General features: G+C 47.0%; 15 protein-coding genes and 1 other RNA gene. 14 read left to right on the forward strand and 2 right to left on the reverse strand.

Annotated elements, in window-relative coordinates; all coding sequences use genetic code 11:
* The first annotated feature begins 272 nt into the window (after positions 1–272).
* The 8 genes from dinG to DIJ65_RS15280 all read left to right on the forward strand — a co-directional run bounded on the left by dinG (position 273) and on the right by DIJ65_RS15280 (position 8,328).
* Entirely contained in the window at positions 273–3,035 is a 2,763-nt protein-coding gene (gene dinG, locus DIJ65_RS15245; protein ID WP_117303665.1) for an ATP-dependent DNA helicase DinG, read from the forward strand.
* A 23-nt stretch (positions 3,036–3,058) separates the two neighbouring features.
* Positions 3,059–3,229 (forward strand): YpmA family protein, encoded by a 171-nt coding sequence (locus tag DIJ65_RS15250; RefSeq protein WP_071151783.1) that lies wholly within the window; start codon positions 3,059–3,061, stop codon positions 3,227–3,229.
* A gap of 14 nt (positions 3,230–3,243) precedes the next feature.
* Complete coding sequence (locus DIJ65_RS15255; protein WP_071151784.1) at positions 3,244–3,720, forward strand: cell wall elongation regulator TseB-like domain-containing protein; 477 nt, start codon at positions 3,244–3,246, stop codon at positions 3,718–3,720.
* A 15-nt stretch (positions 3,721–3,735) separates the two neighbouring features.
* Positions 3,736–4,926, forward strand: a complete 1,191-nt coding sequence (locus tag DIJ65_RS15260; protein WP_071151785.1) for a pyridoxal phosphate-dependent aminotransferase — start codon at positions 3,736–3,738, stop codon at positions 4,924–4,926.
* Between the two features lie 27 nt (positions 4,927–4,953).
* Complete coding sequence (asnS, locus tag DIJ65_RS15265) at positions 4,954–6,249, forward strand: asparagine--tRNA ligase (protein WP_117303667.1); 1,296 nt, start codon at positions 4,954–4,956, stop codon at positions 6,247–6,249.
* Between the two features lie 362 nt (positions 6,250–6,611).
* On the forward strand, positions 6,612–7,331 hold the full coding sequence (locus DIJ65_RS15270; protein WP_117303669.1) for a DnaD domain-containing protein: 720 nt from the start codon (positions 6,612–6,614) through the stop codon (positions 7,329–7,331).
* Positions 7,332–7,343: 12 nt separating this feature from the next.
* Positions 7,344–8,024, forward strand: coding sequence for an endonuclease III (nth, locus tag DIJ65_RS15275; protein ID WP_117303671.1), 681 nt, complete (start codon positions 7,344–7,346; stop codon positions 8,022–8,024).
* Entirely contained in the window at positions 7,999–8,328 is a 330-nt protein-coding gene (locus DIJ65_RS15280; protein ID WP_117303673.1) for a YpoC family protein, read from the forward strand. The genes nth and DIJ65_RS15280 overlap by 26 nt, the downstream gene beginning before the upstream one ends.
* 71 nt (positions 8,329–8,399) lie before the next feature.
* Here DIJ65_RS15280 and DIJ65_RS15285 read toward each other — a convergent pair whose 3' ends face one another.
* Together DIJ65_RS15285 and recU are read right to left on the reverse strand one after the other, a co-directional pair.
* Positions 8,400–11,099: a penicillin-binding protein 1A gene (locus tag DIJ65_RS15285; protein ID WP_117303675.1), complete on the reverse strand. Its 2,700-nt coding sequence runs from the start codon at positions 11,097–11,099 to the stop codon at positions 8,400–8,402.
* A gap of 29 nt (positions 11,100–11,128) precedes the next feature.
* Entirely contained in the window at positions 11,129–11,740 is a 612-nt protein-coding gene (gene recU, locus DIJ65_RS15290; RefSeq protein ID WP_117303677.1) for a Holliday junction resolvase RecU, read from the reverse strand.
* A gap of 190 nt (positions 11,741–11,930) precedes the next feature.
* Here recU and DIJ65_RS15295 point away from each other — a divergent pair, with 190 nt between their 5' ends.
* The 6 genes from DIJ65_RS15295 to DIJ65_RS15320 all read left to right on the forward strand — a co-directional run.
* Positions 11,931–12,296: a YppE family protein gene (locus tag DIJ65_RS15295; protein WP_117303679.1), complete on the forward strand. Its 366-nt coding sequence runs from the start codon at positions 11,931–11,933 to the stop codon at positions 12,294–12,296.
* Positions 12,293–14,563, forward strand: a complete 2,271-nt coding sequence (locus tag DIJ65_RS15300) for a DEAD/DEAH box helicase (protein WP_117303681.1) — start codon at positions 12,293–12,295, stop codon at positions 14,561–14,563. Before DIJ65_RS15295 ends, DIJ65_RS15300 begins: the two co-directional genes overlap by 4 nt.
* Positions 14,564–14,569: 6 nt before the next feature.
* A complete protein-coding gene (locus DIJ65_RS15305; RefSeq protein WP_117303685.1) occupies positions 14,570–15,829 on the forward strand; it encodes a ribonuclease H-like domain-containing protein in 1,260 nt (419 codons plus the stop codon).
* Between the two features lie 189 nt (positions 15,830–16,018).
* Positions 16,019–16,312, forward strand: coding sequence for a cell division regulator GpsB (gene gpsB, locus DIJ65_RS15310; protein ID WP_117303683.1), 294 nt, complete (start codon positions 16,019–16,021; stop codon positions 16,310–16,312).
* Between the two features lie 48 nt (positions 16,313–16,360).
* Positions 16,361–16,741: RNase P RNA component class B (gene rnpB / locus DIJ65_RS15315), an RNA gene on the forward strand.
* Between the two features lie 534 nt (positions 16,742–17,275).
* On the forward strand, positions 17,276–17,616 hold a 341-nt coding region (locus DIJ65_RS15320), incomplete at its 3' end, for a helix-turn-helix domain-containing protein (protein WP_142836510.1).

Consider the following 17,616-nt stretch of genomic DNA (forward strand, 5'->3'; position numbering starts at 1 on the left):
TTCGTGTATTCTTGTCCATGCGTGAGTCCTTTTTAGTGGATTTGGACAGGAACTACCTGACCTTTCCATTATAAAGGACTTTTTCTTTTGGTTTTTGCCAGTTTTCGAATGTTTTATGAATTCCTAACCTTCAAAATCAATTAATACAACAGCAGTGATGTTATATAAATTCAAAAAATCACCAGCCTTGTTTGAGAAGAACAAAAAAGCGCAACAGGGCTGAATATGTTACAATTTTTCAAGAAGGAATCGCCTGGGAAAGAGGGATTATCATGAACAAAGATAAATACGTTGTCGTCGACATTGAGACGACAGGCCATTCCCCTGCAAAAGGTGATCGGATTATCCAATTGGCAATAGTGACGATTGAAAATGGCATAATACTTGATACATATATGGAATTTATAAATCCGGGACGCAAAATCCCCATGTTCATCCAGGATCTGACCGGGATTTCGGATGAAGATGTTGCGCATGCAAAACCGTTTGAAGCGTATGCAGAAATTGTTTCGGAAAAATTGAGGGATGCGATATTTGTCGCCCATAATACAAATTTCGATCTTCCTTTTCTGCAAAAGGAATTGCAGCGCAGCGGCCAGCCCAAATGGCAGGGACTGGCAATGGATACTGTTGAATTGTCCCGCCTGTTGTATCCTACTGCCATCAGCTTCAAATTGCAGGATATTACGGCAGACCTTGGCATACCGCTGGGCAATGCCCATCGTGCCGACGATGATGCATACGCCACTGCGGAACTTTTTTTGCGGTCTAAGGAAGAACTTCAAAAACTTCCTTATGAGACATTGGCTATGTTGCATAAACGTTCTTTTTTGCTGAAATCCGACCTATCCCGTCTGCTGTACGAAGTCACAGCAAGCAAAAGGGGCTCACATGCCAGTGGATTTGACCAGTTTAAAGGTGTTCAGCTGAAAACCAGGAAATTCACTGACGTCGGAAATCGACTGGATTTCACTCCACAAACGGATTGGAATGGCAGGCTTGGAAATGTATTTCCGAATTTTGAGCGGCGGGAAAGCCAGTTTGAAATGATGTCAGCGATTCAGGAAGCGCTGGGCAAGCGGGATGAAATGGTTATCGAAGCCTCTACAGGAATGGGAAAGACCATCGGTTACCTGCTGCCTGCAGCAAACCACGCATTGACAACAGGAAAACAGGTGCTCGTCAGTACCTATACAACGCATCTTCAGGATCAGTTAATCTGGAACGAATCGGAGATTGTCGAAAAATTCATAGGCGAAAAAGTTCACATTTCGCTGATCAAGGGATTGAGCCATTATCTCGATTTAAGCCGCTTCACCGAAATCTTGCACGGTGAAGATGAATCCTATGATGAAACATTCACCATCATGCAAATTCTCATTTGGCTGACCAGGACAACGACCGGAGATTTGAACGAATTGAATGTTTCGAGCGGAGGACAGTTGTTGCTCGATAAAATCCGGCGCACGCACTCAAGGAGGCCGGACCGTGAAGAAAAGGCTTATGATTTCTATGAATATGCGCTGGAACAGGCGAAAAATGCTGATATCATTGTAACCAACCACGCATTTCTGCTGAATCAGGTGCATTCTTCCAATCCCCTCCTGGAAAATGTGGATGCGATTATTTGGGATGAAGCGCATCAAGCCGTGCAAGCGGCAGTTTCCCAGTACGAAAAAACTTTTGTCTACACTCACTGGAAATATATTTTTGGACAAATCGGCACGTCAGAGGAAAGGCAATTGTATTCCAAGCTCAGAACTGCAGCTGAAATCTCTGATTTCGCAAGCTTGACTGAACTGGCCAAGCTGGATGCTTTGTTTATCGGTTTTACTGACTACTTCGACCGGATTTGTTCAATGCTGTCTATGGAATTTGCGGAAAAATTCAAATCCCGCCGACATAAGAAAAATGCCCTCCTACTGGATGAAATACCGTATCAAACCAAAGATTTCTCCGAGTTTCTCCGCTTGCTGAACGAATGGATCGATCTGTCTCAGACCATTTTGCAGAAAGCTGAATATGTGTCGGAAAAAACCATAGAAGATCAATTGACGGTTGCGGACTGGCGTTACTGGACACAGGAATTGATGGTAAAAGCCGTCGAATTCAGTGAAATTTTTGTGTACCCGGTTAAAGATGAAGTCAGTTGGATCGAAGGCGACCTGCGGAGTCTCCCAAACAGCCTGTCTTTATACAAACGGCCTTTTAATGTAACTTCCATCATTGAACGTGTAACATTGCCGGTTCGTGGTAAAAAGGCGGTAATCTGGCTGTCAGGAACAATGACAGTACCGTCAAACGAACGGTTTATCGTAAGCCAACTGGGCGTACCGGACTCCGTTCCCATCACCAAATATGAACCGCCCAAGGATTTTTATCAGGGAGCCAGGGTTTTCATCATTGAAGATATGCCGGATATTCAGCAGGTGTCGCAAAATGATTATATCGAAGCCGTGGCTGATGCTGTCATACGCACGGTGCTGGTGACCGAAGGACGCTGTTTCGTATTGTTCACTTCCCACGAGATGCTTCGGAAAACGGTCGATCTTATTCAGGACACACAGTTGCTCGACGATTATATGCTGTTTGCACAGGGAATTTCCTCAGGCAGCAGAATGCGTCTCCTGAAATCGTTCCAGCGTTTTCAGAAATCTGTCCTTTTCGGCACCAATAGCTTTTGGGAAGGTGTAGACGTCCCGGGAGATGCACTCCGGGCCGTGGTGGTCGTAAGGCTGCCATTCACTTCCCCCGATGAACCGGTTTTCAAAGCGAAATCCGACTTGATCTCAAAGAAAGGCATCAATCCATTTCTTCACTATGCCTTGCCTGAAGCGGTACTCCGGTTGAGGCAGGGGTTTGGAAGGCTTATCCGTTCAAAAGAGGATCATGGCCTTTTCATTGTGCTGGACCGCCGTATCGAGACGAAATCCTATGGACAGGAATTTCTTGCTGCCCTGCCGGAAGTCGGCGTGTCAAAAGTGTCTTTGGAAAAGATGGTAACGGATATTGAACATTGGTATAATAAGCATTGAAAAATGAAAGGAAGGTCGTTCGGATGGAATCAAAAATTGAGGTACTTTCGACTGTCAACGTCACTTATCAGCAGGATTTATACAAAGTCGTGGATGCATTGAACCGCACATTAAAACATGATAATTTGATGTTTGGCCTTGCGCTCGATAAGGAAGATCCGGAGAAAGCGGTCTTTACGATATACAAAACATAAGTTCGGGTGATGAAATGAAGCAGTGGATCGTATTTATAGCAGGATTTATGTCGTTTCTGGCAATTGTGCTGACGATACTGATTCTGATACTCGGCAACAAACCTTTTTCAGATGTCGAAAAAGGGGCGATTGCCCAAGTGGAAAATGAAAACTTGCTTACTGAAATAAACAGAGCGTATGTGTATTCCAGTGACCAAAAATCCGTCACGGTCATCGGGACGGACAGCGAAGGCAAGTTAAAGGCTGTTTTCGTTCCGATGAGTGGCCAGGAATTGTCTGAAACGGCACTTGATGACAAAATAACCGCACAGGAAGCCCGCGGAATTGCTTTAAAAGATATGCAGGTGAAAGAAGTGCTCAACACGAAATTGGGGATGGAAAAAGACACGGCTGTATGGGAAGTTGTTTTTCTTACAGAAAATGACAAATTAAATTACGTCTACATTACTGCAGCCGACGGTTCCATCTGGAAGAGAATCTTAAATTTGTGAAGGGACTGAAGTCTTTTGTTTAAATTAGCACATCGCGTCCAAACATTGACGCCCTCGACTACATTGGCCATTACCGCGAAAGCCAATGAACTGAAAGCACAGGGAGTCGACCTTATCGGACTGGGTGCCGGAGAGCCGGATTTTAATACTCCTGAAAACATTCTGCAGGCGGCTTATAAATCGATGATCGAGGGCAAGACGAAATATACGCCAGCGGGCGGCTTGCCGGCTTTGAAAGAAGCAATCATCCAAAAACTGCAGCGCGACCAGGAATTAACCTACGCACCGAAAGAAATCATGGTCGGTGTCGGAGCCAAGCATGTTCTGTATACACTGTTCCAGGTATTATTGGATAAAGGTGACGAAGTCATTATTCCAATCCCTTACTGGGTAAGCTATCCCGAACAGGTGAAACTGGCGGAGGGAGTGCCGGTATACATAGAAGCTACCGCCGGCCAAAACTATAAAATCTCGGCACAGCAATTGCGCGAGGCCATCACTGACCGGACAAAAGCGGTCATGATCAATACACCGAGCAACCCGACCGGCATGATTTATTCGAAAGAGGAATTGCAGGAACTTGCGGAAGTTTGCCGCGAGAATGACATTCTCATTGTTTCCGATGAAATTTACGAAAAACTGATTTATGGTGAAGCGGAGCACGTTTCAATTGCGACGCTTTCGGAAGACGCCAAAAACCGCACGATTGTCGTTAACGGGGTTTCAAAATCCCATTCGATGACCGGATGGCGCATCGGCTATGCGGCCGGTAATGCCGAATTGATAGGCGCGATGACCAGCCTTGCCAGCCATTCCACTTCGAATCCGACGACGACTTCCCAATATGCGGCGATTGAAGCGTATAATGGACCGCAGGACGCTGTGGAAGAAATGCGGAAAGCGTTCGAAGGCAGATTGGAAACGATTTTCCCGAAACTCGCAGCCATTCCCGGCTTCAACGTGATCCACCCGCAAGGCGCATTTTACTTGTTGCCGGATGTATCGGAAGCTGCCGAAAAGACAGGCTTCTCTTCAGTGGATGAATTTGTGGAAGCGTTGCTGACCGAAGCCAATGTAGCGGTAATTCCGGGTTCAGGTTTCGGAGCGCCGTCAACGATCCGCCTGTCTTATGCGACGTCGCTTGAGGCATTGAATGAAGCGGTGGAGCGGATCGGTAAATTCGTTTCAGCGAGATGGCAGGACTAATTTGAAAACAATATCTTGGAGGCTAGTATGAAAAAAATTACAATTGCCGAAATGGCTGAATATACAGGTCAAACGATTAAACTGGGCGCTTGGATCGCCAATAAACGCTCGAGCGGTAAAATCGCGTTTCTACAATTACGCGATGGTTCCGGATTTGTACAGGGAGTCGTAGTCAAAGCGGAAGTCGGTGATGACATCTTCGCTGCAGCGAAAGCTTTGACTCAGGAAACTTCCCTGTACGTAACAGGAGAAGTAAAAGAAGATGACCGTTCGGCATTCGGCTACGAATTGCAGGTCACGGGGATTGAAGTGATTCACGAAGCGAAGGATTTCCCGATCACACCAAAAGAACACGGCACAGAATTTTTGATGGACAACCGCCATTTATGGCTGCGTTCCCGCAAACAGCATGCCATCATGAAAATCCGCAACGAAATCATCCGTTCCACTTATGAATTCTTCAATGACAACGGCTTTGTAAAAGTGGATCCACCGATTTTGACCGGTTCTGCACCGGAAGGGACTTCGGAACTTTTCGCTACAAAATATTTTGAAGAAGATGCATTTCTGTCCCAATCCGGCCAGTTGTATATGGAAGCTGCTGCAATGGCATTGGGAAAAGTGTTCTCATTCGGACCGACTTTCCGAGCTGAAAAATCGAAAACCCGCCGCCACCTGATCGAATTTTGGATGATCGAGCCGGAGATGGCTTTTGTCGAGCACGCAGAAAGCATCGAAGTGCAGGAACAATTTGTTTCGCATCTCGTCCAATCTGTCCTGAAAAATTGCCAGCTTGATTTGGACCGTCTTGGCAGAGATACATCAAAGCTCGAGAAGATTAAGGCGCCGTTCCCGCGCATCACTTATGATGAAGCCATCGAATGGTTGAATGACAATGGCTTTGACGATATCAAATGGGGCGAAGATTTTGGCGCTCCGCATGAAACCGCGATTGCAGAACATTACGATATGCCGGTTTTCATCATCAATTACCCGATTGGCATCAAGCCATTCTACATGCAGCCGCATCCGGAACGCGATGACGTTGTTCTGTGTGCCGATCTGATCGCGCCGGAAGGTTATGGTGAAATCATCGGCGGTTCGGAACGTATCTATGATTACGAGCTCATGAAACAGCGCATCAAAGAACACAATCTCGACGAGTCAGCCTATGAATGGTACCTGGACCTCAGTAAATACGGCGCAGTGCCGCATTCGGGCTTCGGACTTGGTTTGGAACGCACAGTGGCCTGGATTTCAGGCGCAGAACACGTCCGCGAATCCATCCCGTTCCCGCGTCTGCTGAACCGTTTGTATCCTTAATAATAAATATAAATTTAATATTATTTGAAGAATTCGTTCCAGACGGACGCTTTCCGCGGGGAGCGGCCTGAGCCTCCTCATTCGCTTCGCTCTCTGCGGGGTCTCAGGACACGCTCTTATTCCCGCAGGAGTCGCCGTCTTCCACTCATTCGTCTCAAATAGTTTAATGAAGATATGGAGTAAAACAGCGAAGACGCCCAGGGGAGCAGGCGAATGCCGACGAAGTGCAAGATCCACTCGAGCGAAGTGAAACGAGCACGAGTTAGCTCAGCGATGCAGGAGCACGGTTTTTGGCAAGCGAAGCTGTTTTGCGGAATATCGGTTATAAAAAATGAAATACCAAATAGAAAGGTGGTTGGGATATGAAACAGCCAGATCGACTTCAGACATGGATCGAGCAGGGGAATGTTCACATTTCCCAGCTTTTTTTTCAATTTTACAAGGAATTGAAGATTTCGGATGAAGAAGCCATGCTGTTGATGCACGTTCACACGTTTCAGCAGGCGGGGAACGACTTCCCGACTCCCGATGAAATCGGAGCACGCATGATGTGTTCTCAAAAAAGCGTCACGACGATGCTGCAGAAATTGATGCAGCAGGGCTTTATTGCCATTAAACAGGACGAGTCAGAGGAAGTTCTGACCGAAAGCATTTCGCTGCAGCCTCTTTGGAACCGGTTGATCGACTGTGTCCAAGTGGATGAAGTGGAAGAAGAAAAAGAAAAAGAAAAAGCCCCTTCGCATAAAGACATGGAAGGCCAGATATTCCAGTTATTTGAACAGGAATTCGGCCGTTTTCTGTCACCAATGGAAATTGAAACGATTTCGATGTGGATGGATCAGGACGGGCATACACCGGCTGTCATCAAAATGGCATTGAAAGAAGCGGTGATTTCCCAAAAAATGAGCTTGCGTTATGTTGACCGCATCCTTTTCGAATGGAAGAAAAAGAACATCAAAACTTCATCGGAAGTCACGAAACATGCAGCAACATTCAGAGAAAAAAATATCCAGATTCAGCCCTCTGCGGATAACACTGCGAAAAAAGTGAAATTTTATAATTGGCTGGAAGACCGGAATTAGTAGGTGATTGGAATGATGTCGAAAAAAGAGTGGCAGCTGTGCCTTGAAGAAATGGACCATATGTTTCCGGATGCACATTGTGAGCTGATACATCGCAATCCGTTTGATTTACTGATTGCCACTTTGCTGTCAGCGCAATGTACGGATAAACTGGTCAACAAAGTCACAGCAGAGCTTTTCAAAAAGTATCATACACCGGAAGATTACGTTTCCGTTTCGCTGGAAGAATTGCAGGATGACATCCGTTCCATCGGTTTATTCCGCAATAAAGCGAAAAATATCCAGGCGTTAAGCCGCATATTAATTGAACAATTCAACAGCAGCGTGCCTGCAGACCGTGATTTGCTCATGACCCTGCCCGGCGTGGGCAGAAAGACGGCAAACGTCGTGGTTTCGGTGGCATTTGACATACCCGCTTTGGCCGTTGACACCCATGTGGAGCGGGTGGCTAAGCGTTTGGGGTTGAACCGCTGGAAAGACAATCCGCTGCAGGTGGAAGAGACCATCATGAAAAAGACGCCGGCAGCAGACTGGTCGAAAACCCACCACCAGATCATTTTCTTTGGACGTTATCATTGCAAGTCACAAAATCCCGGCTGCCATATCTGCCCGTTGTTCGACAGATGCCGGGAAGGAAAGAAGCGCGAGAAAAAAGGATTGGTTAAACGTGAGCACATTACGGAAGTCAATTGAACAGGAAGCGGTGGACCCTTTCTTCATTTCCTGGAGCCGGCTTGAGCAAGAAATCAGTGTACTCTTCAGGAAGAGAGAGGGCAGCGCAGCGCTTCCGATGAAAAAGGGAATAGCTGTGTATAAAAATTTATTGGAGCAATGCACCACCGAAGAGGAGCGACTGATGCCTTTGAACAACGCCGAGCGGCTGGCTTTCGTTGAAGAGAATTCTTCAACTTTTGCCGCTTTCCGGCAGCTGCAGGAATTATTCAATGAGATGCATAAGAAAATAGCCTCCAGGCGGGCAAGGCTCGGCAGGATATAAACGAATGAAAAAATCCCCTTAAGCGTTTTTCGCTTAAGGGGATTTTTTTGGTCTGGAACAATGACTGTACCTTACTCATTGTCAGTATCATCTTCATTGTTGTTTCCATCGCCACTATCGGTGCCGTTATTTTCATCTTCCTCAGCGGGTGGGACGGAAGCTCCAGTGGCCTCGCCATTGGAATCTTCACCGTCACCGCCGTCTGCAGGAGGATTTTCACCTTCTCCGTCGCCGTCACCGCCGTCTGCAGGCGGAGTTTCTTCACCATTCCCCTCATCTTCAGGGGGAGCTTCATCTTCCGGTGGGGCTTCGTCCTCTGGTGGAGCTTCGTCTTCCGGTGGGGCTTCTTCTTCCGGAGGAGCTTCTTCTTCTGCTGGCTCCTCTTCCGGTTCTTCTTCCTCTTCACGAGGTGTAACTTCAACAATTACCGAAGCGGGATCGCTTCGCTGATCGTCTATGACGGCAGTTACGCTGAATGTATATGCGAGCCCTTCTTCAAGATCTTCGAAAGTGTAGGATTTATCATCAGTAGTTGTCAATACCGAACGATTACCGTCGGCTTCGACTGCCACTTCAAATTCAACATCGTCTACGTCTCCGTAATTCCATGTCAGCTCAACATTCGAGCCGTCAACAGAAGCACTCAATTCATCAGGTGCATCAAGATCTTCCTGTACAAATTCCTCTGATACTTCAGATGGGGTTGTGCCACGCACGAATAATTCCGTGCTTTTCTGATCTGATGGTGTGTAGTCGCTTGCTAATTGAAGAGGCTCTGTGCCAACTTCAATTGTAGCTTCCACAACCGATTCAGGCTGTTGGAATCTGCCGGAATCAGGTGAAGAGATTCTCGACATGACATTGTTGAAAAGTTGCTGAGCCAATAATCGCTCGTCGGAAGCAGTGTTGATTGCCCCTTCCTTGGTAGGGTAGCCGCTCCATACTGAAACCGAGTATTCAGGAGAGTAGCCGGCAAACCAGATATCTGGAGCAGATCTGTTGTCGTGGCCATATTTTTCAAATTCTTCAGGGGTGAAATTCGTTGTACCGGTCTTGCCGGCGATATCCACACCGCTGACAGCAGCTGCTGTGCCGGAAGCACCAGAAAGATTTGGATCCAAAACGTCCCGTAGCATGTCTGTCACCATATATGCGGTGCTGTCTTTCATCGCAGGCACAGATTCGGGTGCGACGACTTGTTCTGTAGTGCCGTCACGGAAAACGATTTTCGTTACCGTATGCGGTTTTGTGTAAATGCCGTCATTGCCGAATGCAGCGTAAGCGCCGGCCAATTCAACGGTATTGATATTCTTTTTTGGTGAACCGATTGCTGCTGATTCATTAATGTCGCCAAAATCTAACCCCAATTTCTGGGTGAATTCTTTGGCTTTTTCCGTCCCAACTTCATTTAATGTCTTAACGGCTGGAATGTTCCGTGAGCGGTATAGCGCTTCACGCATAGTCATCTCACCAAGAAAATCGTCATCAAAGTTGCGGACTTCTTTGTCTTCGTCTTCATAGGAATAAGGTTCATCCACCAAGGTTTTGCCTGTTGACCAGTCCATGTACTCAATTGCCGGACCGTAATCCATCAAAGGTTTTATCGTTGAACCAATCTGCCGGTCACGCTCGGTTGCGTAGTTGCGGCGGACATCTCCGCTGTAATCGCGGCTTGCACCGATTGCGCGGATAGCGCCGGTTTCAGTATCAACGACTGTAAGTCCAGATTGCACTTCGTCGTTGAAGAAAATATCGGAAGCCATTGTTTCGTTTACCGCTTTTTGGACATCGGGTTCAAGTGTGGTGTAGATCGTCAAACCTTCATCCAGTGCGATGTCTTCGTCGAGAGCTTCAATTTCATCTTCCACCATTTCCATAAAGGCTGTATATTCGCCGCTCGGTGGGACAGGGCGCTGTTCTTCAGGCAATAGGGTTTCTTCAATCGGCACTGCCTGTGCTGCTTCTTTTTCTTCAGTTGTTATTTTTCCGTGCTGTTCCATCAGGCTGAGCACGACATTGCGTCTATCCTCAGCACGGTCGGGATTATTGAACGGATTATAGCCGTTCGGGCTCTGGGGCATTCCTGCAAGCATCGCTGCTTCATGCAACTCAAGCTCCGATGCCGGCTTACCGAAGAAGTGTTCAGCTGCTGTTCCGAAACCATAGGTATTGCCGGACATCAGGATTTTATTGAAATACATTTCGAAGATTTCTTCTTTGGTATATTCCTGTTCCAGCTGGTAGGCAAGATAGGCTTCCTGCGCTTTGCGTTCCAGGGTTTTGTCATTTTTCAGAAATGAGTTTTTGATGACCTGTTGGGTGATCGTACTCGCTCCCTGAGATCCGAATCCGCCGGTGACGTTGGCAATTACGGCACCGCCAAGACGGATAATGTCGATTCCGGGGTGATCATAGAAACGGTTGTCTTCCGTCGCCAGGATTGCATTTTCCATCAACTTCGGAATGTCGTCGTAATTGACGTATTCCCTGTCTTCAGTCGTCATGTAAGGGATTTCGGTTTCGCCGTCAGCCGCCAGGAAAGTCGGGCTGATCGGATCACGCAATAATTCTTCGTCAAGTTCCGGAGCGCTGCTGGCATAATAAGTGAAAAGGCCAATACCGAATACGAAGCCCGCTATCCCGAGAATCAGAAGGGTAAGAAATATCCGTTTAAACCAGCCACCTGCTGTGGGTTTCTTTTTCTTGCCTTTTTTCTTTTGCTGTTCCATGGCTCTTCTGCGCTGTTCGCGCGACATTTGTTTTTCGCTCACTAAATGTTCCTCACTTTCGTTGGTGCGTTCTATTGAAACTTATGCAGCTGGGGAAGATAGTCGATGCGTGGAAACGCACCGGACTTTATTTCGATACCGGTTTCTTCAATTTCTGAAAGTGTCACAGATTTCCTGCCGCCGTCCATCATCCGTTTCCAAAAAAATTCAAATGCTTCAAAAGGAATGATGAAATAGCGCTGAAGAGAAGAGAAGCGGATGATCAGGAACGCCAATCCGTCATGTTTCCGCACCTGAGCCATGTGATGGACCTGGTGTTCATGTATATTCTTTAAAGGAAACGAAGTTTTGTTTTCGGTTTCCTTTGCTTCAAAATCAATATACCTGCCATTCCATACGCCGTTGTAATCCGTAGTGGAAGGGGAACGGAAATAGGCTTCCTTTATGACAGCGGCACTTCTGGAAGGGTATTCGACCCTTACAATCTGGACAGGAACCGGTTTCTTATGGATGACAGCATGGCCGAGTTGCAAATAATAGTCATTTGTCTCATTCAGTTCATCCTCTAATGTTTTACCCCGATTACTGAAAGAGAAATCTTTTTTCTTCTTTTTCTTTTTTTCCCCGGTCTGCTGGACTGGGGCGGGGACGAATTTTTTCCCGTTCGGATAATTGATGGTCATCGTGATACACCTCGCTTACTTTATCATATCACACCGATTTAGACGACGAATGGGCTCGAAAGTTCCTTTTCGCTAGGTTCATAATAGCCCATTGGTATGGGGATGCCAATTGAAAAGAATGCTTGTTCGATAATATTCGTTTCAAATATGCGATTATGATAAACTTAAGGCATTGGAGGGATTATGAAAAATGAATATTCGGGAACTTTCTTCCTTATTATATGACGAATGCGGAAAATGCCAGGACCGCTTTTTTGATATGCGTGAACGCGACGCTGTTCCTGATTTCTATGAAGACGTGAAACCATATGCCGATCATTGGCATAAAAAAATAGAGGAATGGCAGCAGGAGTCGCTTCTTTATATCCAGCAAGAGCGGCCGAAGTATGTCCATAAACCACAGATTGATACAGCCGCGGAAGGAATGATGCAATTCTTTGTCCAAAGCTTTTATAAAGAAACAAGCAAGAAGCGTTTTATTCAAACGATACAAGGAGCCCAGTATACATTGCAGACATTTGTGCTGGCCATAGATGAAAAGAGCGGTAAGCGATGATCAGGAAAAAAACACTGCCCCAATTGATGGAAGGCTGGAAAACCGAGCCCGACATGATGGAACGAATCGTCCATTGGCACACGAAAGAGGAAAAGCCGGCGAGCTATGCCGCTTTTCCGGAACAAATGCACGACAGCCTGAAAAAGGCGCTCAGAAAAAAAGGCATCGAACAATTATATACCCATCAGCGCCAGGCATTCGATCTGGCTCAGCAGGGCAAGTCTTTCACTGCTGTAACACCGACGGCATCCGGAAAATCGTATTGCTATCATCTGCCGGTGCTGCATAAAATTTTGAACGATCCCGGAGCACGGGCATTGTACCTGTTTCCGACAAAAGCATTGGCACAGGACCAGAAAACCGATCTCCACGACCTGATTGAGAAAACAGAAAGGGATATCCTGTCCTATACGTATGACGGCGATACATCTCCGGCAATCCGCACGAAAGTCCGTAAAGCGGGGCAGATTGTCATGACCAACCCGGACATGCTCCATTCCGCGATTTTGCCGCATCATACAAAATGGGTATCGTTGTTTGAGAACCTTCATTATATCGTCATAGACGAACTTCATACGTACAAAGGGGTTTTCGGCACCCATGTCGCCCATGTGATCCGCCGCCTGAAGCGAATCTGCGAATTTTATGGCAGCAACCCGGTTTTCATCTGCACTTCTGCAACGATTGCCAATCCGAAAGAATTGGCCGAAGCGCTGACCAATGAAGAACATGTGCTGATCGACCGGAACGGCGCACCTTCCGGCAAAAAGCATATCGTTTTCTACAATCCACCGATCATTCATCCGACATTCGGCGTCAGAAGGAGTGCGGTGCTCGAAGTGCGTGATTTGGCGACGGTGCTGATCCGACAAGGTATTCAGACAATCGTTTTTGCCAAAAGCCGGGTTCGTGTTGAGATGCTCGTGACTTATCTCCAGGCGATTACAAAGATGAAACTGCAGGATGAGTCAATAAAAGGGTACCGGGGTGGTTATTTGCCGACTGAACGCCGCGCGATTGAAAAAGGCCTGCGCGATGGGTCGATTCAATGTGTGGTGTCGACAAACGCTTTGGAACTTGGCGTTGATATCGGCCAACTCCAGGCCTGCATCATGACCGGCTATCCCGGCAATATTGCCAGCGCCTGGCAGCAGGCAGGGCGTGCCGGAAGACGGCAGGATGAATCGCTCGTTGTTTACGTGGCCCAGTCGACCGCGCTTGATCAATACATCATCAATAATCCTTCGTATTTATTGGACCAGTCACCGGAAGAAGCCCGGATCCATCCGGAAAATATCATCATTTTGATGGACCATCTGAAATGCGCTTCATTTGAATTGCCGTTTTCTACGGATGAAATGTACGGTGAATTCGAGGTGCAGGAACTTCTGGAATACCTGCAGGAAGAGGGGGTGCTCGTTCGCACCTCCGACCGCTGGCATTGGATGAGCGACCGGTTCCCGGCCCACGATATTTCCCTGCGGTCGGCTTCACAGGAAAATGTCGTCATCATTGACCAGTCGGTTCCCGCGGATACACGTGTCATCGGCGAAATGGACCGGTTCAGCGCCTTGACGCTGCTGCACGAGGAAGCAATCTACCTTCATCAGGGAACCCAGTTCCAGGTGGAGATTCTGGATTGGGAAGAAAAGAAAGCCTATGTCCGCGAAGTGGATGTTGATTATTTCACTGATGCCAATCTGGCAGTGGAACTGAAAGTGATGAGTGAAGACAAAACGAAGGATATGAGGGGATCGGAAGTTTTCTACGGTGATATCGCCGTATTGGCCATGCCGACGATTTTCAAGAAAATCAGGTTTGATTCGCATGACAATATCGGCTCAGGTCCGATTTCACTGCCTGCGGAAGAACTGCATACGTCTTCGACCTGGCTCAGTTTCGGCAAGCCCGATGGATTTTCGGATTCGGAGTTGTCGGATATGATGACCGGAGCGGCGTACGCCATCGAATCGTTCATTCCGATATTCGTTTCCTGCGACCGTCGGGATGTCCACGTGGTACCTCAGGTGAAATCGCCGCATAATGATCTGCCATCGTTTTTTATCCACGATTCCTACCCTGGCGGCATCGGCATCAGCGAACGAATTTTTGATATGTGGCTGCCGCTTCTCGACAAAGCGAGAAGCCATATCGCGGATTGTCCGTGTCTGGACGGTTGCCCATCCTGCATCGGTGCGCAGGATGCGATGGTCAATATGAAAGGGAATGTCATCAGATTGCTTGACGAGCTTCGCAAAGAGAGGTGAATGGCGATGTCGTTTGAAAATAAATTGCTTCAGATGAAAGGCATGCTGAAAAAGGATTCGGGGACTAAGCCAAAGGCGAATATCCGCAAGCAGAAAAAGCAGCGCCCTTTATATGAAGAAAGATGGAGTGAAATCGGACTCGAGCTGGTCGAAAACGAGTTCGGCTTCGTCTTTAAAAAAACGATTTTCTACCCATTTGAAACACGCCAAGGCAAAGTTGCTTTGGGAGAGATGGACCGGGTACTCGAAGCCTGGGAGAAAGTCGATTTTGATCATCCGTTCAAGTTGAAAAAAGAAGAGCGCATCCTTTTTTTTGATACGGAAACGACCGGACTCAGTGGAACGGGGGCTTATATCTTTCTTGCCGGACTGCTTGAAAGAAAATCAGATGGTTTTGAAATGATACAATATGTCATGCCTGACCCTTCAAATGAAGCCGCGTTCCTTTATGAAACCGATCTATGGAAATCGGAAGAGCCGATCATCTTTTCCTATAACGGCAAAAGCTTCGATTGGCCACAGCTCACATCCCGGTGGACAATGCACCGCAACCTGCTGCCCAAGCTGAAAAGCCTCCGGCAAATCGACCTCTTCCATGGCACGAAAAGAATCTGGAAAAATGAACTTGCAAGGATGAAGCTGAGCACGATTGAGGAAGAAAAACTCGGTTTCAGCAGGGAAGGCGACGTTCCCGGATTTCTCATCCCGGCAATATACCTGGACGCCGTAAAAAGCGGTTATCCTGAAGCTCTCGAAAAGGTGCTCCATCACAACGAACTGGATATTCTGTCCCTTGTTTCGCTCTACGTGCTTTCATCAGACCTGCTGATGGAAGACCTGGAATCCGAAACTTTCGGGGCTTATACAAATATTGGAAAATGGTACGCAGACCTGAAGCAATTCGACCAAAGCGCAGCCTACCTGGAGCATGTAACAAGCCAAAGAGGAGCTTCTTCTGCACTTGCCCGCTATTTTCTGGCGATTCAGCGCAAGCGCAGCGGACAATACGAAGAAGCGCTGCAACTTTTTAAGGAAGCCGCGCCAAATCTGCGCGGACCTGTCGAAGTGGAGGCGTGGATTCATGCTTCCAAATTATACGAACATCAGATGAAGGATTATGGACAGGCGGCCATCATGGCCGGATTTGCAAAAGAGGCCGGGGCACAAGTAAAAGTCAGGCAATCCATAACTCTGGATATCGATAAACGAATGGCAAGGCTGGAATTGAAAATACAAAAAAATCGTCCATCAATTGACAATAATTAAAACACAATAATAATGCTTATGATATACTTACCCTAAGCAGGCTGTTATCCCGTATTAACGGTCGGTGGGACTTCCACTTCTTTAAGTGAACGACCCACGGACCGTAAAAACCCGATTGGATCAACTAACATTCAGTGGCGGATAAACCCGCCACTGAATGAAGTTTCTCTTAATGGAAGGACGATTAAAATGGACAATAAATTCACAGCAAAAGATATTTTAGAAAAAGACTTTAAAACAGGTATGCGTGGCTATAACCAGGACGAAGTCGATCATTTCCTGGACGATATCATTCAGGACTACGAAACCTTCAGCAAGAAAATCGAGCAATTGACGAGTGAGAACAAACGCTTGCGTGCAGAGATAGAAGATGCACCACGCAAACAGGCGACTCCGGCTCCGGGAACTACTAATTTTGATATTCTTCGCAGGTTGTCCCATTTGGAGAACCACGTTTTCGGCAATAAGCTGAACAACGAGTAAAACCTTTTGTTTTCTGAAGAGAAATGCAGTATACTAATGTAGCCATTGGAATTCTGGCAATCGCTCCGGCTTCAGGCCGGAGAGGAAAGTCCATGCTCGCACGGACCTGAGATGGCCGTAGTGATCGCGCTTGGCGAAACAATAAGCTAAGGCAGCTGCTTTGCAGTTGACGGCGGGTAGAACGCCTAAGTCTTCGGATATGGCCGAAATACCCTGAAGGTGCCACAGTGACGGAGCTGTATAAGAAATTATGCAGGTGGAACGAGGTAAACCCCGCGAGTGAGAAACCCAAACTATGGTAGGGGCACTTTTCCAAAGGAATTGAACTGAGGAAAAGGCAGGCATAGCCTTGCAGATAGATGATTGCCTTCCGAGTGTACAAGGCGAGAGCCGTTTGAGTACGTGGAAAACAAAACATGGCTTATAGGATTTCTGATGGTCTTAAATTGCAATTTAAAAAAGCTCTCCCCAGGGAGAGCTTTTCTTCATGATTATAGATAGAGAAAGAAGCGCTGGCATTGAATAGTTTTTTCGAAATCTGGTTAACTATTTTAGTCGATTAAAGAATCAATATAAATATGCCGCTTCGGCGCTATGGACAAAGCTCCCGCAATAAGCCGAGAAGAGCACTCGTCTTATCGCTCCGCTCAGTCCGGAGCCGCGCCTTTGCTGAGAGATGTCTCTAAAGATATGGAGCAAAACAGCGAAGACGCCTTGGGGAGCAGAAAGGGAGTTGGCTTTCCAACTCCCTTTCGAGCGAAGTGCTGAAATCCACTCGGGCATTTAGCCCGAGTTAGTTCAGCGCGAGCCCCCGGCAAGCGAAGCTGTTTTGCGGAATATCGGCTATAAAGAATTTATTTTATATTTTGTAGATTATCATATTAAGTCGAACGGTTAGAAAAATAAAAATAGCTCAAGTGGGTACACAGTAGTTAACGCGAATCAACTAAGGAGTGTCCCCAAATGAGCTATGCCCAAATTATATCACGGGAACGTGTGCTAATCGAGAGTTATTGCCTGGAAGAGAAATCGCTGTCCTACATGGCGAAACAGTTGAAACGAAGTAAAAGCACCATCAACTATGAGTTGAAACGATGTAAGCCGTATAACGCCCTTTTGGCACAGGCTGATTACGAGGCTAAACGTGAAAACTGCGGCTCCAGACGATCGGTTAATCAAGAAGACGTCGATTATATCCTGTCCAAACTAAAGATGGGCTGGTCGCCCGAAAGCATCGTTGGACGGTACTGGAAAACGCATAAGAAACCCTTTCCTATCAGTGTCTCGAGCATCTACCGGTACGC

Source organism: Planococcus salinarum (assembly GCF_007004625.1).
GTDB lineage: Bacteria > Bacillota > Bacilli > Bacillales_A > Planococcaceae > Planococcus > Planococcus salinarum.